This is a genomic window from Dactylosporangium sp. CA-139114, from assembly GCF_050955725.1.
Lineage (GTDB): Bacteria > Actinomycetota > Actinomycetes > Mycobacteriales > Micromonosporaceae > Dactylosporangium.
In genome coordinates, this window is sequence record NZ_CP192080.1 from 2,928,285 (window position 1) to 2,949,187 (window position 20,903).

Annotated in this window: 14 protein-coding genes; 5 read left to right on the forward strand and 9 right to left on the reverse strand. The window is 72.3% G+C overall.

The features are described from left to right. Nucleotides 1-198 precede the first annotated feature (198 nt). Nucleotides 199-1,422 (forward strand): TIR-like protein FxsC, encoded by a 1,224-nt coding sequence (locus ACQP2P_RS13260; protein WP_433615960.1) that lies wholly within the window; start codon nucleotides 199-201, stop codon nucleotides 1,420-1,422. A gap of 8 nt (nucleotides 1,423-1,430) precedes the next feature. Further along, nucleotides 1,431-5,363 carry an FxSxx-COOH system tetratricopeptide repeat protein gene (fxsT, locus tag ACQP2P_RS13265; RefSeq protein WP_433615962.1) on the forward strand — a complete coding sequence of 1,311 codons (3,933 nt, stop codon included), beginning with the start codon at nucleotides 1,431-1,433 and terminating at the stop codon, nucleotides 5,361-5,363. A gap of 120 nt (nucleotides 5,364-5,483) precedes the next feature. On the opposite strand, the gene ACQP2P_RS13270 is transcribed toward fxsT (ACQP2P_RS13265), so the two are convergent. The 3 genes from ACQP2P_RS13270 to ACQP2P_RS13280 all read right to left on the reverse strand — a co-directional run bounded on the left by ACQP2P_RS13270 (nucleotide 5,484) and on the right by ACQP2P_RS13280 (nucleotide 8,801). After that, the gene (locus tag ACQP2P_RS13270; protein ID WP_433615964.1) at nucleotides 5,484-5,681 is read right to left on the reverse strand and encodes a hypothetical protein; all 198 of its coding nucleotides are present in this window, start codon (nucleotides 5,679-5,681) and stop codon (nucleotides 5,484-5,486) included. A gap of 184 nt (nucleotides 5,682-5,865) precedes the next feature. Next, the gene (locus tag ACQP2P_RS13275; RefSeq protein ID WP_433615966.1) at nucleotides 5,866-7,647 is read right to left on the reverse strand and encodes an HEXXH motif domain-containing protein; all 1,782 of its coding nucleotides are present in this window, start codon (nucleotides 7,645-7,647) and stop codon (nucleotides 5,866-5,868) included. 11 nt (nucleotides 7,648-7,658) lie between these two features. Further along, entirely contained in the window at nucleotides 7,659-8,801 is a 1,143-nt protein-coding gene (locus ACQP2P_RS13280; RefSeq protein WP_433619124.1) for an FxsB family cyclophane-forming radical SAM/SPASM peptide maturase, read from the reverse strand. Between the two features lie 189 nt (nucleotides 8,802-8,990). Here ACQP2P_RS13280 and ACQP2P_RS13285 point away from each other — a divergent pair, with 189 nt between their 5' ends. Continuing rightward, nucleotides 8,991-9,881, forward strand: a complete 891-nt coding sequence (locus tag ACQP2P_RS13285; RefSeq protein WP_433615968.1) for an alpha/beta fold hydrolase — start codon at nucleotides 8,991-8,993, stop codon at nucleotides 9,879-9,881. A 5-nt stretch (nucleotides 9,882-9,886) separates the two neighbouring features. Here ACQP2P_RS13285 and fxsT (ACQP2P_RS13290) read toward each other — a convergent pair whose 3' ends face one another. Beyond that, nucleotides 9,887-13,552 (reverse strand): FxSxx-COOH system tetratricopeptide repeat protein, encoded by a 3,666-nt coding sequence (gene fxsT / locus ACQP2P_RS13290; RefSeq protein WP_433615970.1) that lies wholly within the window; start codon nucleotides 13,550-13,552, stop codon nucleotides 9,887-9,889. 235 nt (nucleotides 13,553-13,787) lie between these two features. On the opposite strand from fxsT (ACQP2P_RS13290), the gene ACQP2P_RS13295 reads away from it, so the two are divergent. Both ACQP2P_RS13295 and ACQP2P_RS13300 read left to right on the forward strand, forming a co-directional pair. Continuing rightward, nucleotides 13,788-15,419, forward strand: a complete 1,632-nt coding sequence (locus ACQP2P_RS13295; RefSeq protein WP_433615972.1) for a RyR domain-containing protein — start codon at nucleotides 13,788-13,790, stop codon at nucleotides 15,417-15,419. A 13-nt stretch (nucleotides 15,420-15,432) separates the two neighbouring features. Further along, nucleotides 15,433-15,909 (forward strand): hypothetical protein, encoded by a 477-nt coding sequence (locus ACQP2P_RS13300; RefSeq protein WP_433615974.1) that lies wholly within the window; start codon nucleotides 15,433-15,435, stop codon nucleotides 15,907-15,909. A 116-nt stretch (nucleotides 15,910-16,025) separates the two neighbouring features. Here ACQP2P_RS13300 and ACQP2P_RS13305 read toward each other — a convergent pair whose 3' ends face one another. Genes ACQP2P_RS13305 through ACQP2P_RS13325 form a run of 5 tightly spaced genes read right to left on the reverse strand, consistent with a single transcriptional unit; the run spans nucleotide 16,026 to nucleotide 20,781 of the window. Beyond that, the gene (locus tag ACQP2P_RS13305) at nucleotides 16,026-16,613 is read right to left on the reverse strand and encodes a hypothetical protein (protein ID WP_433615976.1); all 588 of its coding nucleotides are present in this window, start codon (nucleotides 16,611-16,613) and stop codon (nucleotides 16,026-16,028) included. A 3-nt stretch (nucleotides 16,614-16,616) separates the two neighbouring features. Then, nucleotides 16,617-17,465 (reverse strand): carbohydrate ABC transporter permease, encoded by an 849-nt coding sequence (locus ACQP2P_RS13310; protein WP_433615978.1) that lies wholly within the window; start codon nucleotides 17,463-17,465, stop codon nucleotides 16,617-16,619. Between the two features lie 23 nt (nucleotides 17,466-17,488). Continuing rightward, nucleotides 17,489-18,454 carry a carbohydrate ABC transporter permease gene (locus tag ACQP2P_RS13315; RefSeq protein WP_433615979.1) on the reverse strand — a complete coding sequence of 322 codons (966 nt, stop codon included), beginning with the start codon at nucleotides 18,452-18,454 and terminating at the stop codon, nucleotides 17,489-17,491. A gap of 13 nt (nucleotides 18,455-18,467) precedes the next feature. Beyond that, nucleotides 18,468-19,763 carry an ABC transporter substrate-binding protein gene (locus ACQP2P_RS13320; protein WP_433615981.1) on the reverse strand — a complete coding sequence of 432 codons (1,296 nt, stop codon included), beginning with the start codon at nucleotides 19,761-19,763 and terminating at the stop codon, nucleotides 18,468-18,470. A 37-nt stretch (nucleotides 19,764-19,800) separates the two neighbouring features. Then, on the reverse strand, nucleotides 19,801-20,781 hold the full coding sequence (locus ACQP2P_RS13325) for a LacI family DNA-binding transcriptional regulator (RefSeq protein WP_433615983.1): 981 nt from the start codon (nucleotides 20,779-20,781) through the stop codon (nucleotides 19,801-19,803). Nucleotides 20,782-20,903: the final 122 nt, after the last annotated feature.

Genomic DNA, 20,903 nt, shown 5'->3' on the forward strand with positions numbered 1-20,903 from the left:
TGAGGCAGGGCGGCGGCGGCCCGGCCTCGCATGCCGCCTCCGTCATACGACCGGTCGTGGTCAGCCGGAACGGCTCGGCGATCGGGACGATTGCCCTCACCCCCGCCGGTACGGCGATCCGGCAGGGGTGTTCCCACGCATGTTGATCTATATACTGAATGCCTTGGGGGTCGGTTTCGTCATGCCCGCGGAGGACGTGTGCTGTATTTTTTTCTCAGCTACGCCCGCGGCCCGGACGACGTGTTCGTCAGAAAGTTCTACAACGACCTCTGCAACGAGGTGCGCGCGCACGCGGGCGTCGGCCACGACGTCGAGGTCGGCTTCCTGGACAACCACAACATCGAGCCCGGCCAGCACTGGCGACAGGCCCTCGTGGACGCGATCGCCGACTGTTCCTGCTTTCTCGCGCTCTATTCCCCGGCGTACTTCCTGAGCCGCCCCTGCGGCAAGGAATGGAAACTGTTCGAGCAGCGATCGCACGGCTCGAATTACGACGAGAGCCCGCGCATCCAGGGCCTGATCCCGATCGTCTGGCTGCCCCCGCGGGAGCTCCCGCCCGAGGTCCAGGCCGTGCACTACGACCTCGACGTGGCCGACGAGGACTACCGCCGCCGCGGCCTGCGGCAGCTGCTGCGATTACAGCGCAATCGCGACGCGTATCTGGAGTTCCTGTCCAACATCGCCGAGCGCATCGTCACCGCGGCCCGCACCCCGCCCCCGCGCGGCTCGGTGAACCAGGACTTCGCGCAGACGGAGAGCGCCTTCCACCTCAGCCGGCTCGGCCTCGAGGACAGCGGCGAACTGCCCGCCCGGTTCGGCACCGGGCAGATGATCCATTTCGTGGTCGCCGCGCCGACCCGCGCGGAGGCGGAGGCGATCGAGCGCGACGGCAGCTTCTACGGGGCCGATCCGCTGGAGTGGTCGCCGTTCGGCCCCGGGCAGCCGCAGCCGCTGCGGGAATACGCGCAGAAGGTCGCCTCGGACGCCGGCTTCGAGTCGATGTTCACCGGGCTCGACCGGCTCGCCGACCGCGTGAAGATGGCGCAGCAGTACAACCACATCGTCGTGCTGCTCGTGGACCCCTGGAGCGCCGACGTCGCCGCGCACCGCGAGCGGCTCCTGGAGATCGACCATCTGCGCGATCACGTGTCGGCGATGCTCGTGGTCATGAGCGCCACCGACCCGCAGACCCAGGCCAACAGCCCCCGGCTGGTCGAGCTCATGCACGACACCCTCGGCAACAACGAGCGCCGCCTCGGCGAGGTGCTGTCCCGCCGCAGCGTGCTCACCTGGCCGTCGTTCGAGGCCGACCTGGCGGCGGTGCTGGCCGAGGCCCGCAACCGGCTCGTCGCCGACGGGCGGATCTCGCGGCGGCCACCCCCCGGCGACTATCCCCCGCGCCCCATCCTCGAAGGACCGTAGGAGGCACGATGACCGCGACAGAACGTGCGCCGGCCGGGTCCGGCCAGATCGTGACCTTCTACTCGTACAAGGGCGGCTCCGGCCGCACCATGACGATGGCGAACGTGGCCTGGATCCTCGCCAGCAACGGCTACCGGGTGCTCGTGGTCGACTGGGACCTGGAGTCGCCGGGCCTGCACCGGTACTTCCACCCGTTCCTGCTGGACAAGGAGCTGCGCAACTCCCCGGGCGTCATCGAGATGCTCACCGGCTTCGTCACCGCCGCGCTGCAGCCCGACCGCGACGAGGACCCCGGCTGGATCGACGCCCAGGCCCAGGTGCTCGACCACGCCGTGTCGCTGGAGTGGCGCTTCCCCGGCAAGGGCGGCGTCGACCTGCTGCCGTCGGGCCGGCAGACCCGCTCCTACGCCGCGGCGGTCAGCACCTTCGACTGGCCGAAGTTCTACGACCGGCTGCCCGGCGCCGCGTTCATCGACGCGCTCGCGCGCAACATGCGCCAGCACTACGACTACATCCTCGTCGACAGCCGGACGGGCCTGAGCGACGCGGCCGGCGTCTGCACCGTGCTGCTGCCCGACGTCGTCGTCAACTGCTTCACCCTGAGCATCCAGAGCGTCGACGGCGCCGTCGCGGTCAGCGAGTCGATCCGCCATCAGCGCCGCGGCCGCCCGCTGCGCTTCCTGCCGGCCCTGATGCGGGTCGAGGACGCCGAGCAGCTGAAGCTCGAGATCGGCCGCGACTACGCCCGGCGCCGCTTCCGGCCGTTCCTCGAGCACGCCAGCGCGGACGAGGCGAACCGGTACTGGGGCGACGTCGAGGTGCCCTACAAGCCGTACTTCGCCTACGAGGAGATCCTCGCGACCTTCGCCGAGCGCCCGCGCCTGGAGACCTCGCTGCTGGCCGCGTTCGAGCGGCTCGTCGGCGTGCTCACCGACGGGGCCGTGCGCGAGATGCCCGCCATGGACGAGTCCGAGCGGCGGCGCTGGCTGCAGAAGTTCGAGCGGCCCCGCCCCAGCAGCGCCTCGGACGTGCTCATCAGCTACGCCGCCGTCGACCGGATGTGGGCGGAGTGGATTGCGCAGCGGCTCGTCGACATCGACATGCGGGTGACGCTGCTGGACATCGACTCGGTCACCGGCCCGCACTTCGTCAGCGAGCTGGAGCGGCGGCTGGCCACGGTCGGGCGCACCCTGGTGCTGCTGTCGAAGGACTACGTGTCCTCGCCGCAGGCCGCCCCGCTGTGGGCGCTGCTGGACGGCCGCAGCTCGGCCGGGACGCCCGCGGTGGTGCCGATCCGGCTGGACAGCACCCGGATCACGCCACCGTTCACCGAGCGGCTGCCGACCGAGCTGGCCAACCAGCCCCGCGACCGGGCCCACGAGGCCCTCCTCGGCGCGCTGGGCGTGCCGCTGCACGCGGGCGTCGGCGAGCCGGAGGACACCGGGCCGCGCTTCCCGGGCGTGCTCCCGCCGATCTGGAACGTGCCCCAGCGCAACCCCGGCTTCACCGGCCGCCGCGACACCCTCGAGCAGCTGCGCGACCGGCTCTCGGCGAGCGTCACGGTCGTCGTACCGCAGGCCCTCTACGGCCTCGGCGGCGTGGGCAAGACGCAGGTGGCGATCGAGTACGCGTACCGCTTCGCCGCCGACTACGACCTCGTCTGGTGGATCTCCGCCGAGCAGGTGTCCCAGGTCCGCTCCGCCCTCGGCGAGCTGGCCCGGGAGCTGCGCCTGCAGGAGGCGGACACCCTCGGCGAGAGCGTCCGGATGGTCCGTGACGCGCTGCGCCAGGGCCGGCCCGGGCGCTGGCTGCTGATCTTCGACAACGTCGGCGACCCCGAGTCGATCCGCGAGTTCATCCCGCAGGGCCCCGGCCACGTGTTACTGACCTCGCGCAACCAGGAGTGGACGCAGGACGCCCAGATCGTGGAGATCACGACGTTCAGCCGGGCCGAGAGCATCACCTTCCTGACCCGCCGGGTGATCGGCCTCGCGGTCGCCGACGCCGACGCCGTGGCCAACCGCCTCGGCGACCTGCCGCTCGCGATCGAGCAGGCGGCGGCGTGGCTCTCGGAGACCGGCATGCCGGTGACGCGGTACCTCGAGCTGCTGGACACCCAGCCGCTGCGCATTCTCGACGAGAACCCGCCCGTCGGCTACGACCGCTCGACCGCCGCGACCTGGCAGCTGTCGCTGGAGCAGCTGCGCAAGCAGTCCCCGGCCGCGGCCAAGCTGCTGGAGATCTGCGCCTTCTTCGCGCCCGAGCCGATCCCGACCCGGCTGCTCTACACCCCGCGCTTCACCCAGCCTCTGCTCGCCTACGACCCGGCGCTGCACGACCCGATCCGCCAGGGCCGCCTGATCCGCCAGATCGGGCGCTACGCCCTCGCGTCGGTCGACTCCGGCCAGACCATCATGCAGATCCACCGCCTGGTGCAGGCGGTCATCCAGGACAGCCTCACCCCCCAGGAGCGCGAGGACAACCGCCGCCACGTCTACCAGGTGCTGGCGACGGCCGAACGCTCCGACCCCGACGAGGTGGCGAGCTGGCCGGCGTACGCCCGGCTCCTGCCGCACGTGCGCGGCTCGAAGGCGAACCACTCCTCGGACATGCAGGTGCGCCTGTTCGTCGTGGACGTGGTGCGCTACCTGTGGTCCCGCGGCGACTTCTCCAGCAGCCAGGAGCTGGCCGAGGAGACCGTCGAGATCTGGCGCGGCGATCCGCGCATCGGCGAGGACCAGGTGACGCTGCTGCTGGACTTCCACCTCGGCAACGCGCTGCGCTCGCAGGCGATGTTCGACCGGGCGCTGGACATCGACCAGCGGGCGCTGGAACGGCTCAAGGAGACGGTGGAGGAGGAGGACGACCCGTACATCGTCATGACGGCGGGCGGCGTGGCGGCCGATCTGCGGGCGCTGGGCCGCTTCGAGGAGGCCCGCGACCTGGCCGAGGAGACCTACGACCGGGCGCAGCGCACCTTCGGCGAGGACCACGACCGCACGCTGATGGCCGCCAACAACGTCGCGGTCTCGCTCCGGCTGGTCGGAGACTTCAACGGCGCCGCCAACTACGACGAGGACACCCTCTCCCGCCGGCGCCGCGTCTTCGGCGAACGCAGCCTCAACACCCTGTTCGCGGCGAACAATTACGCGCACGATCTGCGGGCCATCGGCCGATTCACGGACTCCCGCGAACTGCTCGAGACGACCCTCAAGTCATACCGCGCGCTGCTCGGCGACTCGGCCCCCGCGACCCTGCGCGCGGCGAAGAACATGGCGGTGACACTGCGCAAGCTCGGCGACATCCGGGCCGCGCGCCAATTGACCGGCGACACCCTGCAGCGATATCGGGACATCCACGGGGAGGAGCACCCGGACACGCTCTCGTGCCTCATGAACGCGGCGTTCGAGGAGTCGGCGCTGGGCAACGGGGAGGCGGCCGAGCGCATCGCGCGGCAGGTGCTGTCCGGCTACGAGAGCCTCTACGACGAGCGGCACCCGTTCCGCCTGGCGGCCCTGAACAATCTCGCGATCTTCGTCCGCCTCAACGGCTCGGCGCGCGATGCGCGCGTGCTGTCGGAGCAGGCGACGGAGCTGTTCGAGCAGTCACTGGGCGGCGAGCACCCGTACACGTTGTCGAGCCGGATCAACCTGGCCAATGCGCTGGTCGACCTCGGCGAACTCGAGGGTGCCCGCGAGATCGACGAGAGCGTCAAGCCGGCCTTCGAGCGGGTGCTCGGCGTCGACAACCCCGACACGCTCGCGGCGGCGGCCAACCTGATCGTGAGCCGCCGTCAGACCGGCGACGTGGCCGGCGCGGACGAACTGCTGCAGGTGACGCTCGACCGCAGTGTGCGCCGGTTGGGGGAGGACCACCCCAACACGCTCTCGGTCCGGGACGGACGCCGGCTCAACTGCGACATCTCCCCGCCGCCGACGTAAGAGCGGGAGACTGAGCGGGAGACAGGGCCTGGTTCGAGCGTTCCGCGGAACCTCGTTCCAGGCCTCGGTCATGAGCTGCGAGGTGCGAGGCCGTCCGGCGTCGGCCGGGCGGCCGGCCGGCTACAGGGCGGACTGAAAAGCGGAGACCGTGAGCAGATCCCGCTCGCGTGGGTCGAACAGCCGCCGCATCACGCTGTCGAGCGTCGACGCGGTCGGCGCATCGGGCTCGGCGATGAGCGTCCGCAACCTCACCGCCGCCAGGTCCAGTAATCCGCTCTGAACCTCGTCGCCCCCGGCGACCCCGCCCGGCTTGTCCATGCTTCCACCTTGAAATAGGAGAGTGCTGCGGGTTGTGGCCAGAATGCGTGATCCACTGTTTAGTTGACCTCGGGCGCAAGCGACTGGGGTCACCGATGCAGGATGAAGTCGACTCCGCAGTCGCAGCCTTGCGGAAGCTGACATCTTCGGCTGGAAGTATTGCACAAGTGCGGGTCGCCGTGTATCAGGAACTCGTCGACCCGTCCGGTGGTTCCACCAGCCGTTTCAGCAGATCACTCGCGGGGTGGTCGGCACCACCCGAACATTGCAGTTTGAGCACGACGTCCCGCAAGAGTTCCGGCCTGGTGGTAACGAGCCGGGTGGCCAGGTCGACACGACCCGGACGGCCGGCGAGCTCGGCCGCGAGGCTCCGGGTGACGGCCAGACCCACCCAGGCCTCGTCGTCGGCGGCGTCGGCGTCGAGCCGCTCCAGGAAGCTGCGCTCGGCGCCCGCGGTGTCGCCATTGAGCAACATCATCCCTGCTGCGGTCGAGTTGGGGCCAGATGATGCCGGCGGCTCGATCCGTCCGTCGAGCCATTGATGAAGCTCGCCGAGCAGGCCCGGCGCGTCGGCGGGCCGGGCGGCGGGGCCGGCGACGACGGTGCCCCGCCCGGCGATCGCCGCCAGGGGCTCGCCGGAGCGGACGAAACTGAGGATTCGTTCAGTCTCGCCGGTCGCCGGACGGGCATTCAACAGAAGCCATCGCGTCATTTGCGCGACGACGAACAATTGCGTCCGGGAAGCGATATCGGCAGCAATGTCTTCGGAATCCCAGGATTGCAGGGTGGCGTGCAGGAAAGTGCAGAACCGCTCGCCGACGGGAGTCAATTCCCCACTCTGCGTCAAATCCTCGATGGCGATCCGATTCATGGCGCGCCAGTAGGCGAACTGGGCCGCGGCGCGCCGGGTGTCGCCGTCCGGGCCGTGACGGCGCATTCGCCAGTAGTCGGTCACCCCCGTATGGGCGTAGATGCCCTGCAGCAGGGCGCCCGCCGGACGGGGGTCCAGCCGCCAGGGCGCGTGCAGCCGCGCGGGGGACGAGCGGGGGTGCAGGTCGTGCAGGTCCAGCAGCGCGCCGAGTTTCGCGTGCATGTACTCGTGGAGCATCAGCAGCGCCAGGTCGGTCGCGGTGTCGGGGACGGACACGGCGATCGATCCGCACGCCTGCCGGGAGGCCGCGCTGATCATGTCCCCGTGGCCGGGCGTGGCCAGCGGCACCAGCGAGCGCAGGCTGTGCCGCATCGCCTCCGCGTGGCGCGGATGGTCGCGCTCGATCAGCCGCCAGGCCTCGCCGAGCAGCTTCGCCAGCTCGTCGGCCTGGACCGGGCCGAGCGTCGGCAGCGGCTGCCAGCCGTAGCAGTGCCGGTACGGGTCCTGGTCCTCGATCGCGAGATGCCAGCCCGCGTCGAGCTCCACGGTGCGCCGCGGCTGCCAGCCCGGGCCGCCGCTCGCCACGACGTGACCGTTCGACCCGGTGAAGCGCACGCCGCCCGCGGTGCCCGCGCCGCAGGCCCGGGCCGGCCCGGCCCCGAGTCCCGTGGCGACGCCGAGGCCCGGAATCGTCGCGATGCCGTCGCGGACCGGCACCTCGATGTCGAAGGCGATGCCGGCCGCCACCGCGGCCGCCACCGCGTAGGCCGCCAGATGGGCGAGGTCCGCCGCGGGGTCGACGTCGGCGCCCTCGCCGTGGTCCGCCAGCCGGTGCAGGCACAGCGTCGCCCACGCGTCCAGATGCGGGTGGGCCAGCACGGCGTCCACGGCCGCCGGGTGGGCGTCCTCGGCCCGGGCGAGCAGGTCCGCCGCGGCTCGGGTGCCGGCGGCGAACGGCGTCGGCCCGGCCGAGCGCAGCACCATGGCGATCAACGCCCGCCGCTTGGCGAGCTGGCCGGCGTCGAGCACGGCCATGGCGCCCGCGTCTCCGTAGCCGGCCGCGATGTCGGCAAACTGCTCGGCGCTGAGCAGCATGCGATCCGTGTTCACTGTGCGAGCACCGCCGCGTTGTTCAGGTCGGCCCGCACGCGGTCGCCGATGTGGGTGATGAGGGCGAGCAGATCCTGGCAGTAGACCGACGGGTTGTCGAACCCGGTCTCCTCGGCGTAGCGGTGGGCGCGCAGGCCGCCGCCGCAGACGTTCACGACCGGGCACGAGCGGCACTGCCGCGACAGCCGGTAGGGCGCCGCGACGGCGAGGTGCTCGAGCACGTCGTCGAAGGTGTGCCCGGTGACGGACAGGCCGGTGGCGGGGCCGCCCTCGGTGGTCGTCTTGAGCGCGTCGGACTGCTCGTAGGCGCCGTCGGTCTCGACGGTCACGATGCCGAGCTGTTCACCCCCGAACGCCTCCGTCTGGCTCGGCAGGCCGAAGAGCCGGGCGATGATCGACTCGAACATCCGGACCCGGGTGGGCTCCGGCCGCTGGTCGTACCACCGGTCGAACACCCTGATCAGCCAGTGGCCGTAGGCGAGCGGCCGGTCGTGGTGCGGCGGCGGGTTGGTCCAGTTGCCGTGCGGCAGCAGCAGGTCCACCCGGGGCGGCCGGAAGTCGAGCAGGCCCCGCAGGACCTCGTCGGGATCGTTGTCGATGTCGATCGTGCACAGCAGCCCGCCGTAGATCTCGGCGTGCTCGGGCCGCATCAGCAGTTCGATGCCGGCGGCGATCCGGTCGTACGAACCACGCCCGTTGGCGTAGCGGCGATGGCGGTCGGTGGCCGCCTGGCCGCCGTCGACGCTGACGCCGACGCGGACGCCGTATTCGTGCAGCAGCGCCAGGAATCGCTCGTCGAGCAGGATGCCGTTGGTCTGCATGGAGAACCGGGTGGCGGGAAACGCGCCGCGAATCGCCGCCAGGGCCGCCGCCACGCCGTCGTGACCGGCCAGCAGGGGCTCACCGCCGTGCAGGACCACCTGGAGGTCGCGCAGGTCGTGCCGGTGGGCGTGCTCATCGATGCGGCGGGCGATCTGTTCGATCGTCGCGGGAGCCATCGTCGTCGGCCGGCTCCGCCAGCTCTGGTCGATGCTCTCGTATACGTAGCAATAATCGCAGCTCAGATTGCATCGGCTGTGAATTTTTAAGATCAGTTGCCGCAGCGGCATACCCACTGGAGCATTCTTGGCGCCGCTCATTCGGATGTCCAGCGGAACGGCCAGATTGTACCTGCGAATCGTCACGCCGGGTGGTGTCCTCGCCAGTTCTGGCGAGGGCCGCGGCGAGCGGATGGCGCAACGACGTGCTGGCTGGGTGGCCGGTCGCCTCGTATCCTTACGATCCTGCGAACCCGGAAGAGATCGATCATGATGTCTGGGAGGGCGGTTGTGTCGGAGGTGCTCGAGCTGCCCGGCGGCCGGCGGATCTGCTACGCCGACTCCGGCAAGCGCGACGGGCGACCGGTGTTTCTGCACCACGGCACGCCCGGCAGCGCCACCGGCCCCAAGCCGCGCGACTCGATCCTGTATCGCCACGGCGTCCGGCTCATCGCCTACTGCCGGCCGGGGTACGGCGGATCGTCGCGGCACCCCGGCCGCACCGTGGCCGACGCCGCCGGGGACGTCGCCGCCCTGGCCGACGCGCTCGGCCTGGACACGTTCGCGGTGCTCGGGCGCTCCGGCGGCGGCCCGCACGCCCTGGCCTGCGCGGCGCTGCTGCCCGAGCGGGTCACCCGGGTGGCCGCCCTCGTCAGCGTCGCGCCGTTCGACGCCGTCGGGCTGGACTGGCTCGGCGACATGGTCCCGTCCAACCAGCGTGCCTGGCGCACGGCGGCGGTCGACGACGATCTCGTCGCCGAGCAGCTGCGGCTGCGGGTGAACCGGATTCGCGAGGACCCGGCCCATCTGCTGCGGCAGCTGCGCTCCGAGATGCCCCCGGCCGACCTGGACGTGGTCGGCGACGTCGCGATCGAGCGGCTGCTGCTGACCACCTACGCCAGCGCGCTGGGCGACGGGCCCGACGGCTGGATCGACGACCTGGTGGCGCTGCGGATCGACTGGGGCTTCCGGTTCGAGCACATCCGCGCGCCCGTGCGGCTGTGGCACGGGGCCGAGGATCGTTTCTCGCCGGTCAGCCACACGCGCTGGCTGGCCGATCGCATCCCGGGCGCCCAGCTGGAGGTCGAGCCGGGGGCCGCGCACTTCGGGGCGCTGCTGGTGATGCCGCAGATCATCCGCTGGCTGGCCGACTCCGACGACACCCCGAGCGCCGCCGCCTGAGGCGCTCAGCAGGGGTCGATCGGCCACAACGCATCGATTGTCGGATATGTGACAGTCGATGGCCGGGCCGTCGCCCGTCGCACCTGGGGGTGCTGCGCGCCGAGCCGCCGGCTCAGCCGGACGGCGAGCTCCCGGACGCGCTGCGGCGCCTCGTCGCTCCCGCCGGTCAGCAGCGCCTCGTTCAGGGCGGCCGCGAGCGCGTGCGGGTGGTTGGCCGGCAGCGCGGCGGCGGCGTCGGCCGCGGCCGCGGCGGCGCGCTCCAGCGCGTCCTCGCGCTCGCCGGCCGCCCACGCCACCAGCGCGAGGTTGGCCCGGGTGGCGATCGTGCGCGGGTGGCTCGCGCCGAGGAGGTCCAGGTAGCGCTGCTCGACGCCGGCGAGCTCGGCCCGCGCGCGCTCGACGTGCCCGGTGGCCAGCAGCGCCAGGCCCCAGCTGTGCCGGCACATCACCGTGTCGGGCCCGGCCGGCCCCGACAGGTCGGCAAGGTGCTCGTAGGTCTCCTCGAGCAGCGGCCCGGCCTCGGCGGCCCGGCCGGCGCCGCGCAGCGACACCCCGAGGCTCATGCGCACCGTCAGCGCCGCTCGCGACCGCTCGCCGAACATCGCGGCGACCGCCGGCACCAGCGCCTGCAGCAGCGCGGCGGACTCGGCGAACTGCCCGGTGTCGCGCAGGTCCCGGCCCAGGTTGGCGGCCGTGCGCAGGGCCGCCGGATAGTGCTGCGGGCCCGGGAACGGCCGGAAGGTGCGGACGCGCTCGTCGCAGCGCCGCGCGGCCCGGTAGTGGCCGGCCGCCCGGTAGGCGCCGGCCAGCCCGGTGAGCGCGTCGAGGGTCTGCGCGTGCTCGGACCCGACCGTCCGCGCCCAGGCCCGGTAGGTCGAGCGGGCCAGGTCCAGGGCGTCGGCGAAGCGGCCGAGCGCGCGCAGGTCCGCCGCCAGCCGGTTGCGGGTGGTGAGCGTCGCGGTGTGGTGCCGCCCGAGCAGCCGCTCCTGCTCCGCGGCCACCTGCTCGTTGAGGCGCAGTGCCTCGGCGTAGCGGCCCTGGTCGCGCAGCAGCGCGGCGCGCACGCCCCGCATCTGCAGCAGCTGGCGCTCGTCCCGCGGACCGGCCCACGCCGCCTCCGCCGCCCGGGCGAGCTTCTCGCCCGCGGCCGCCTGCCCCGCGTGGCGCATCCGGCGGACACGGTCGACGATCAGGCTCCGCACCGCCTCCTCGTGGCAGGAGGCGGCGCTCGTGATCGCCAGGTGCGGCCAGATCATCTCGAACTGCGGCCAGGAGCGCGGATCGTCGACGTCGTGGTGCCGCGCCAGCCCGGCCAGCACCAGGTGGACCTGATGGCGGGCCTCCCGCAGGTCGTCGGGGGACATGCGCGCCCGGACGACCCGTTGCACCAGCGGGTGTATCTGGATGCGCCCGGCCGGGAGGTCGGGCCGCAGCAGGCCGAGCCGGCTGATCTGCTGGACCAGGGAGGCCGGCATGAGCCGATCGTTGACCGAGGCCTCGTACGGGTTGAGCACCTCCGCCATCACGTCGCTGTAGACCAGGTCGGTCGCCGTCTCCCGGCCGAGCACCGAGAACAGCTGCAGCAGCCGGTAGCCGCCGGGGGACCGCTCCGCCAGCCGGGCCAGCTCCCGGTCCCAGCGCCGCTCGACGCCCGGCAGCTCCAGCGTGCCGTTGCGCGCGCGGGCGATCTGCTCGGCCGCCCGATCGCCGCCGGACGCCAGCCGGGCGGCCGTCTCCGCCACCGCCAGCGGCAGGTCGCCGACGGCCTCGGCCAGGGCGTCGGCGTCGGGCGGTGGCAGGTCGGGCAGGCGCCGGGTGAGGTACACCATGCTCTCGTAGCGGTTGAACACGTTGACGGCGACCGAGTCGAAGCCGCCGCCCCAGGACAGGTTGCGCGACGTGATCAGCACCTGGCCCGGGCCCTGCGGCAGGAAGTCGCGCACCTGGTCGTGCTCGTCGGCGTCGTCCAGCACGATGAGCCAGCGCCGGAAGGGCTCGCCGCGCCGCAGCGCCCCGAGGATCGCCGCGGTGGCCGCGCCCGGCCCGGTCCCGGCCGGCACGCCCAGCGCGCGGGCGAGGCCGGGCAGCCCCTCGTCCAGCGCGCCGCAGTCGAGCCACCAGACCAGGTCGTACGCGGCGCGGAAGCGGTAGGCGTACTCCAGCGCGAGCGTCGACTTCCCCGAGCCGTCCAGCCCGTGCAGCACGACGGGCGGCGCCTGGCGCGGGTCGGCGTACCCCTCCGCCCGCAGCCGGTCCCGCAGGACGGCGAGATCGTGCGTGCGGCCGAGGAAGTCCCGCGGCCGCGGCGGGGCGCAGAAGTGGGCCGGCTCCTGGCCCGGATACCGCAGCGTCCCGACCGGCGGCTGCTCGGCCTGGCCGACCAGGCGCAGCAGCTCCCGGGTGGCCGCCCCCTCGGGCAGGCCGTGCAGGCGCGCCGAGGTCGGCTCCGGGTAGGCGGCCAGGGCGCGGATGTCCGCGGTGTAGACGGCCAGGGGCGGTCGTCCCCGCCGGCTCGCCGGTCGGCGGCGTGCCTCCGCCGCGGACGGCCCGTCCGAGATGACGGCCAGCTCCCGGGCCGCCGTGGCCGGCCGGCCCCCGGGCTCGGCGTCGGCGAGGTCGGCGTGCACGACGCTCACGCCGGCGGCGGACAGGGTCGCGGTGATCCACTCCGCCCACACGCGGTCCTCGGGGGCGTGGCGCAGCAGGACCCGGTCCTCGCGGGTGGCGGTCAGGCGCAGGTAGTGCGCCGCGGCGCGGTACCGCACCCCCTCGTCCAGCGGCGGCAGCGCCTTCACGGCGCCGTCGGTCAGGTACCACACCAGGCGCTCGTACGCCGTCAGCAGCGAGTCCGGCTGCCCCGGCAGGTCCATGAGCGTCGCCAGCGTCTCCTCGTAGGCGTAGGCGGACTGGTACGGCACCTGCACGTCGCGCCAGTAGATCTCCCGCTCGTCGGCGCTCAGGCCCGCGGGCAGGCCGGACAGGCGCTCGCGGGCGGCGCGGCGGCCGGCCTCGGCGCGGGGGCGGTCGGCCGGGTCGACGCGCATCGGCACCGGCAGCACGCGCGGCGGGTGCTCCGCGTCGCGGGTCGCGGCGGCGGCCCGGGCCGCGCCCTCGATGCTCTTGGCGCTGAGCGTGAAGCAGGCGAACACGTCGTCGGGCAGGTGTGCGAGGCAGATCTGGGCCAGGTCGCCCACGCCGGGCGGGCTGTCGATCAGGGTCCAGTCGTAGCGGGCGGTCATATGCCGGCGCAGCGCGTCGAGGAACTCGCCGCCGCCCGCGCGGTAGAAGTCGTCCCAGTCGAGGCCGCCGAGGCCGCCGAGCGCGCCCGCGTAGGCCGCGTCCTGCCGCCCGGCCGGCAGGTAGTCGATGCCGCCCGCGAAGTGGGGCCAGTGCACCGGGACGGGCGGGGTGACGGCGAACGGGTCGACCGTCGCGCGCTCGAAGCGGCGGAAGAGATCGGTCACGCCGCCGGACTGGTCCAGCTCGGCGGCGTCGAGGAACGGGTGGAGGTACCGATGCAGGCCGGGCGACTCGAGATCCCAGTCCACGACGAGCACCCGGTGCCCGGCCGCGGCCAGGATCCAGGCCATGTTCGCCGTCGCCATGGTGCGGCCGGAGCCGCCGGCGAAGGAGTGGAACGTGACGACACGACCCTCTGGCTGCTGCGGCACCCGTCGATAGTCCCCGATGGCCGGGCCCCGGCCCAAGGGATGCGGAGAAAATCCTCACGCATCGGCACCTGTCAGTAACACCGCGATTACCGCACACTGGAAATCCATCCAACGCCGACGATGGGGGTGCGCCGTGGTTGGGCCGGAACGGGGCGGTGGCCGGCCGGGCTGGACGATTCTGCGAACCGTGTTCGGCCTCGTGGGCATTGCCGCACTATGGCTGGGACTGATCGGGATGCATCAGTTTCGTCCCGATCGTGACTGGCCCGACCAGTGGTACTACACCTTTCAGCTCTTCGTGCTCGGCTCCGACCCGCTGCAGCTGCCGGATCCCCCGTTGCCGTGGCAGCTGCAGGTCGCGCGGTTCCTGGCGCCGCTGTTCCTCGCCGCCACGGTGGTGGAGACGGCCCGCGTCCTGTTCGCCGGGGAGATGCGCCGGCTGCGCGCCCGCACCGCCCGCCGCCACGCGATCGTGTGCGGCGACACCCCGTTCGCCAAGGCCCTGGCCGCGCAGCTCTTCGCCACCGGCGAGCGGGTCGTGGTGGTGCGCTCCGCGCCCATCCGCCCGTTCGAGCTGCGGCACCGGCGGATGCTCGGCGTCTCCGGCGACGCGCGCTCGCCCGAGGTGCTGCGGGCCGCGGGCCTGCGCCGGGCGCGGCACCTCTACATCTGCGGCGGCGACGACCAGTTCAACCACGCCGTGTCCGTGACGGCCGGCACCGAGCTGCAGCTGCGCCGCTCCTCGCCGTACATCTTCGTGCAGCTGCACCGCCAGCAGACCTGTCACCTGCTGCAGGCGCGGCGGCTCGGGGCGGCCGGCACCAACCGTTTCCGCCTCGACTACTTCCACGTCGACGACGTCGCCGCGCGCATGTTGTACCGCCTCAACCCCCTGCATCCGCCCGCGTCCGGCGGCCCGCCGGTGCGGCTGCTCATCGCCGGCGACGGCTCGTTCCCGCGCGTGCTGCTGGTCGAGACCGCGCGGTACTGGCGCTCGGTCGGCGGCCACCCCGACCAGCTCGAGATCGACCTCATCGGCGCCGACGCCGGCCGCACCCTGGCCACCCTGCGGGCGCGGTTCCCGTTCCTCGCCTCCGCCTGCCGGGTGCGCGCCCACAACGAGCTGCTCGAGACCTGGCTGCCGCGCATCACCCGGCCCGCCCGCTACGACCGCATCCACCTGAGCCACCGCGACGAGTCGAAGATGCTCGACCTGGCGCTGGAGAGCACGGAGCTGTGGCAGGCGGTCTCCGACGCCGTCTTCGTGGCCACCTACGAGGCCACCGCCCTCGCCGACGCCTTCCACGGCGGGGAGCACAACGACCTGCTCGACGAGGTCGCGGGCAAGCTGCGCGTCTACCCGATCATCACCCGGGCGTGTGACGCGCGCCTGATCGCCGACGACCTCACCGAGCGCCTGGCGAGGCGCTTCCATCAGCGGTACCTCGAGGTCGCCCGCAGCTCCGCCAGCCCGAGCAGCGCCGTGGCCTGGTCGCAGCTGTCGGAGTCGATGCGCAACGCCAACCGGGCGCAGGTGCAGGGGATCGCGGCCAAGATGCAGAAGATCGGCTGCGTGATCGCCGTGCGCAACGGCGAGGACGGGCTCATCACCGAGCGCGAGCAGGAGGTGCTGGCCGAGCTCGAGCACCGGCGGTGGTGCGAGGAGCGGGCCGGGCAGGGGTGGCGCCACGCCGAACGGCGCGACGAGCGCCGGAAACGGCATCCGGACCTGGTCGCGTGGCAGGATCTCGGCGAGACGGGCCGTGCGAAGGCCCTCGACGCCGTGCGGTACATGACGGAGATGCTCGCCGACGAGGGCTTCACGATCGTCCGGCTCAACGAACCGATCCGCGCGACGACCGTCTGACTGGGAGGCCGCCATGCGCATCGGCATCACGGGGCACACGAACCTCACCGACGCCGGCGCGGAGCTCATCTACCGGGCGCTCGTGCAGCACCTGCGCTCGCGCGACGACGGCGAGCTCGTCGGCGTGACGTGCCTGGCCGACGGCGCCGACCAGCTCTTCGCCCGCGCGGTGCGCGAGGTCGGCGGCGTCTACGAGGTCGTGCTGCCGGCGCCGGACTACCGCCGCATGGTGCCGATCGAGCGCCGCCGCGACTTCGACGCGCTGCTGGCGGGCGCCCGCAAGATCCTGCCCACCGGTGAGGCGCGCTCGGGCCGGGCCGCGTACGTCGCCGCGAACCGCATCATGCTGGGCCGCGTGGAGGAGCTGATCGCGGTGTGGGACGGCCTGGAGCACGGCGACCCGGGCGGCACCGCGGACGTGGTCACCCGCGCCCGCGCCGCGGATCTGCCGATGACCGTGATCTGGCCGGCGGGCGCCGAGCGGGCCTGAGGCCGGCTCGGCTCACGCCGGGCGGAGGCTTGCGCGGCTCACGCGGGCCCGAGGCCCGGGCGGCTCACGCCCGTCTGCGGCCCGGGCGGCTGATGCGAGGCTGAACCCGGGGTGGCTCACGCGGGGCTCGGGGCCCGCACGAGGCGGGCGGTCACCGCGTGCGCGGCGTACAGGGCGTAGCCGACGAGCAGCGGCGCCGTCAGGGGGACGAAGACCGCAAGCACGGCGGCGACGGCCGACACCCCGGCCACCGCCGCCGCCGCGCCCGGTTGCCGCCATGCCGTGCGGCCGGCCCAGCGCAGGGCGCCGCGCCACCCGGCCGGGGACGTGTCCCGGCCCAGGCGCACGACGCTCAGCATGCCGATCGCGAGCAGCACGGCGGCCGCGGCGCCGGTGCCGGCCAGCGCGGGTGACCCGCCCGGGACCCGGCCGGCGGCGACGGCGCCGACGTTGCAGACCAGCAGGAGCACGCACCCCGCGGCCGCGGCCCCGGCGACGGCCCCGCGCAGCAGCGAGGCGCGGAACAGCCGCCCCATCGCGCGGAGGTCCACCTTCTCGCCGCGGCCGATCGCGTGGATCGCCGAGGAGCCGGTGCGGATCGCGGCGCCGGCCGTCACCAGCGGCGCCGAGGCGATGGTCACGGCGACGCCGACCAGCGCGACGTCCGCGGCGACGGTCACGGTCTCCAGCCAGTCGCGTTTCATGCCTCAGCCCTTCAGGCCCGAGGTGTTGATGCCCTCGACGAGCATGCGCTGGAAGGCCAGGAAGAACAGGAACACCGGCAGCAGGGAGAGGGCCGACATCGCGAACATCGGGCCGACCGTGACCTGGCCCGAGGAGTCGATGAAGGCCCGCAGCGCGACGGGCACCGTGTTCTTCGTGGTCTCCGAGACGTACACCAGCTGACGGAAGAAGTCGTTCCACGTCCAGATGAACGAGAAGATCGCGGTGGTCACCAGCGCCGGGCGCGACAGCGGCAGGATCACGTTGCGAAACACCCCGAACGGGGAACAGCCGTCGATCTTCGCCGCCTCGTCGAGCTCGCGCGGGATGCTGCGCATGAACTGGACCATGAGGAAGACGAAGAACGCCTCCGTGGCCAGGAAGTGCGGGACGACCAGCGGCAGGTAGGGGAACTCGCCGCCGACCAGGCCCAGCTGCTTGAACAGGATGAACTGCGGCACGATGAGCACGTGGCCGGGCAGCAGCAGGGTGCCGATCATGATGGCGAAGAACATCCGGCGGCCGCGGAAGCGCAGGCGCGCGAAGGCGTACGCGGCCAGCAGGCACGAGGCCGCGTTGCCGAGCACGACGAGCAGGGCCACCATCGTGCTGTTGAGGAAGAACCGGCCGAAGGTGACCGCGGCGCTCTTGAAGTGCGTCCAGCCCTGCGGGTAGTTGCCCGGCGTCCAGTGCTCCGGCCAGACGGAGGCGTTGCTGAGCACCTCCTCCTGGCTCTTGAACGAGCTGCCGAGCAGCCAGGCGAGCGGGTACAGGATGATGGCCAGGAGGGCCAGGATGACGACGAGCCGCAGGCTCCGCTTGGCTGAGCCCATGATTCGGCCCATGATTCGGCCCATCATTCGTCCCCTCCGTCGGAGTAGTGCACCCAGAACCGGCCGGTGCTGAACAGCACCACCGTCAGCAGGCCGATCGCGGCGAGGAACACCCAGGCGAGGGCGGACGCGTAGCCCATCTCGTAGTCGGTGAAGGCCTTGATGTACAGGTACAGCGTGTACATCAGGGTGGAGTCCACGGGGCCGCCGGTGCCGCCGGAGATGACGAACGCCCCGGTGAAGCCCTGGAAGCCGTGGATGGTCTCCAGCACCAGGTTGAAGAAGATGACCGGCGACATCATGGGCATCGTCACCGACAGGAACTTCCGCCAGGCCCCGGCGCCGTCGACCGACGCGGCCTCGTAGAGCTCGGCCGGCACCTGCTTGAGGCCGGCCAGGAAGATGACCATCGGCGCGCCGAACTGCCAGACCGCCAGCAGGATCAGGGTGCCCAGCGCCCAGTCGGGGTCGTTCACCCAGCCCGGGCCGTGGACGCCGAAGAGCCCCAGCAGGCGGTTGAACGAGCCGTCGCGGTTGAACATCGAATACCATACGAAGCCCAGCGCCACGCTGCCGCCGAGCAGCGACGGCAGGTAGAACAGGCCCCGGAAGAACCCGACGCCGCGCATGCCGCGGTTGAGCAGCAGGGCCACGGCGAAGGCGGCCGCGAGCTTGAGCGGGACCGAGACGACCCCGAACAGCACCGTCACCGTGACCGAGTGCCAGAACGCGGGGTCCGCGGTGAACATCCGCCGGTAGTTGTCGAGGCCGACGAAGTGCAGCTCCGAGAGGTCCGAGAGGATGTCGTAGTCGGTGAAGCTCAGCACCAGCGAGCCCAGCATCGGCAGGAGCGTGAACGCCCCGAAGCCGATGAGCCAGGGGGAGAGGAAGACGTAACCGGCCCGGCCCTCGCGGCGGACCCCCCGCCCGGATCCCTGGGGGACCCGGACGGAGTGTCGCGCTGGCCGTTGCGTGGTCGTGAGCGCCACTGGAAGGGATTCCCTACTTGGAGATGGCCGTCTTCACGGCCGTGATGAACGCCTCGGCGGCCTGGGCGGAGGAGGCCTTGCCGGTCTGCACCGACTCCGCGGCCTTGGTCAGCTCCGAGCGCAGCGTGCTGTGCCCCTTGAGCGGCACCTGCGGCGACGGGCCGAAGGACTTGCCGAGCTGGTTCTCCACGTCGATGGAGGTCTTCATCGCCTTGTCGGTGACGGCGCTCTCGACGGTGGTGCGCACGTCCAGGTTGGACGGCAGGCCGCGGTCGGTGCCGAGGACCTTGCCGGCCTCGGGGTCGTTGGCCAGGAAGTTGATGACGTCGACGGCCACGTCCTTCTTGGAGCTGCCGCGGTACACCGAGAAGTACATCGACGCGCGCGCCCACTGGGCCTTCGGGTCGCCCGGGTAGGCCACGACGCCGAGCTCGTCCTTGGTGTTCTTCTGCAGCTCCGGCAGCTGGTTCACCCACACCCACGAGGTAAGGGCTTTCCCGGTGACCACGAGCTGCTTGGTGATGTCGGTCGCGTTGCCCTCCCGGATCACGTCCGGCGGCGGCGTCGCGCCCTTGTCCCGGGCGCCCTTCCACAGCTCGAACCAGGCGGACACGTCCTGGGCGGTGAAGCCGAGCTCCTTGCCCTTGTAGAGGTCCTTGCCCTGCTGGCGCAGCCACACCCAGAACGCCTTGTAGTCCGCGCTCGGGTCCTGCGTGCCGGCCGTCTTCGTGGCCGCCCCGGCCGCCTGGGCCCAGGCGATGAACTGCTCCCACGACATGCCGTTGGCCGGCAGCGGCTGGTTGGCGGCCTGCAGCTTGGTTTTGTTGAACACGAGGCCCTGGGTGTTCTCGCCGAACGCGACGCCGGCGAGCTTGCCGTCGACCTCGCCGTATTTCCAGAGGCTCTCGGGGAACTTCGACGTGTCCAGCTTGCCGGACTTCTGGTACGAGCTGAGGTCCAGCGTGACGTTCCTCGACGCGTACTCGGTCAGGTAGTTGTCGTCGATCTGGAAGACGTCGGGTGCGGCGTTGCCGGCCGTGAGCGTGGCCAGCTTGTCGAAGTAGCCCTGGTTGGCCTGCCACGTCGTCTTGAACGTGACGTTCGGGTGCTTCGCGGTGTACAGCTTCAGCGCGTCCTCGGTGAGCTTGGCGCGCGCGTCGCCGCCCCACCAGAAGAAGCTCAGCTCGACCGGCGCGGTGGAGTCCGCCGAGGGGGATGACCCGGCGTCGTCGCCGCAGGCGGCGAGGGGCACGAGCAGAGCGGCCGCGGCGGCTGCGGCGAGCAGCCGGCGGCGAGCGGTTCCGGACATGAAAATTTCACTCCTAGGCATCGGCCGCGAGTGGGGTTCAGACCGGAGCGGGGCCGGTCGAGTCGCGGATGACCAGTTGGGTCTGGAGCGTGACGAGTGCGGTGGAGCGGTGTTCTTCGTCGTGGTGCAGCAGCAGGTCCACGGCCGCCCGGCCGGCGGCCGCGGTCGGGGTCGCCACGGTGGTGAGCTTCGGGCGCACCAGCCGGCTGAGCATGATGTCGTCGAAGCCGACGACGCTGAGCTCCTCCGGCACGCGCACCCCGCGGTCGTGCAGGGCCTCCAGCAGGCCGATCGCCATGAGGTCGTTGTAGACCAGCACGGCGGTCGCCCCGGTGGCCAGCACCGCCTCGCAGGCGGCCGATCCGGCGGCCTCGGTGGGCTGGCAGGGGCCCAGGACCGTGAGCGTGGCCCCGGCCGCCTTGGCCGCCGCGGTCGCGCTGCGGCGGATCTCCCGGTTGGTCCACGAGCCCCGCGGCCCGCCCAGCAGGGCGATGGCGCGGTGCCCGAGGCCCGTCAGGTGTTCGATCGCGGCCCGGGCGCCGTCGGCGACGTCCATCACGACCGCGGGAAGCCCCTCGACGGGCCGGTTCACCACGACGAGGGGCACCTCCTTGCGGAGCTTCTCGATCAGGTCGTTGCTCATGCGCGGGCTGCACAGCAGCACGCCGTCGACCTGCTTGGCGAGGGCGTGGACGAGTTGCTCCTCGGCCACGGGGTCCTCGTTGGTGTCGGCGACGAAGAGGTGGTAGTCGCGCTGGCGCGACTGGGACTCGGCGGCCTTGATGAGCGGGGGGAAGAACGGGTTGGCGATGTCCGCGACGATCAGGCCGATGTTGTGCGTCCGGCCGGTGATCAGGGCGCGGGCCGCGCGGTTGGGGCGGTAGCCGAGGCTCTCCGCGGTGGACAGCACCCGGCTGCGTGTGTCGGGATTGACGAGGTGCGGCGCCGAGAACGTGCGCGACACGGTGGAGACATGGACGCCGGAGGCGCGGGCGACATCTCGGATCGTGGCGGGCACGTGGAGTCCTCTCGGGGCGGCGGCAGCGGTGGCCCGTTCCGGGGCGCCCGGGGGGCCGGCATCCGCGGAAGGGGTGACCTGGGTCACCGCAGTGGTGCCAATTATGCAAACGTTTGCTCCCG

Coding starts and splice junctions, on each gene's coding strand:
- ACQP2P_RS13310 (WP_433615978.1), bottom strand. CDS start 17,465: ATGGGCTCAGCCAAGCGGAGCCTGCGGCTCGTCGTCATCCTGGCCCTC.
- ACQP2P_RS13305 (WP_433615976.1), bottom strand. CDS start 16,613: ATGAAACGCGACTGGCTGGAGACCGTGACCGTCGCCGCGGACGTCGCG.
- ACQP2P_RS13280 (WP_433619124.1), bottom strand. CDS start 8,801: ATGAGCGGCGCCAAGAATGCTCCAGTGGGTATGCCGCTGCGGCAACTG.
- ACQP2P_RS13300 (WP_433615974.1), top strand. CDS start 15,433: ATGCGCATCGGCATCACGGGGCACACGAACCTCACCGACGCCGGCGCG.
- ACQP2P_RS13295 (WP_433615972.1), top strand. CDS start 13,788: ATGCATCAGTTTCGTCCCGATCGTGACTGGCCCGACCAGTGGTACTAC.
- fxsT (WP_433615962.1), top strand. CDS start 1,431: ATGACCGCGACAGAACGTGCGCCGGCCGGGTCCGGCCAGATCGTGACC.
- ACQP2P_RS13320 (WP_433615981.1), bottom strand. CDS start 19,763: ATGTCCGGAACCGCTCGCCGCCGGCTGCTCGCCGCAGCCGCCGCGGCC.
- ACQP2P_RS13270 (WP_433615964.1), bottom strand. CDS start 5,681: ATGGACAAGCCGGGCGGGGTCGCCGGGGGCGACGAGGTTCAGAGCGGA.
- ACQP2P_RS13275 (WP_433615966.1), bottom strand. CDS start 7,647: ATGCTGCTCAGCGCCGAGCAGTTTGCCGACATCGCGGCCGGCTACGGA.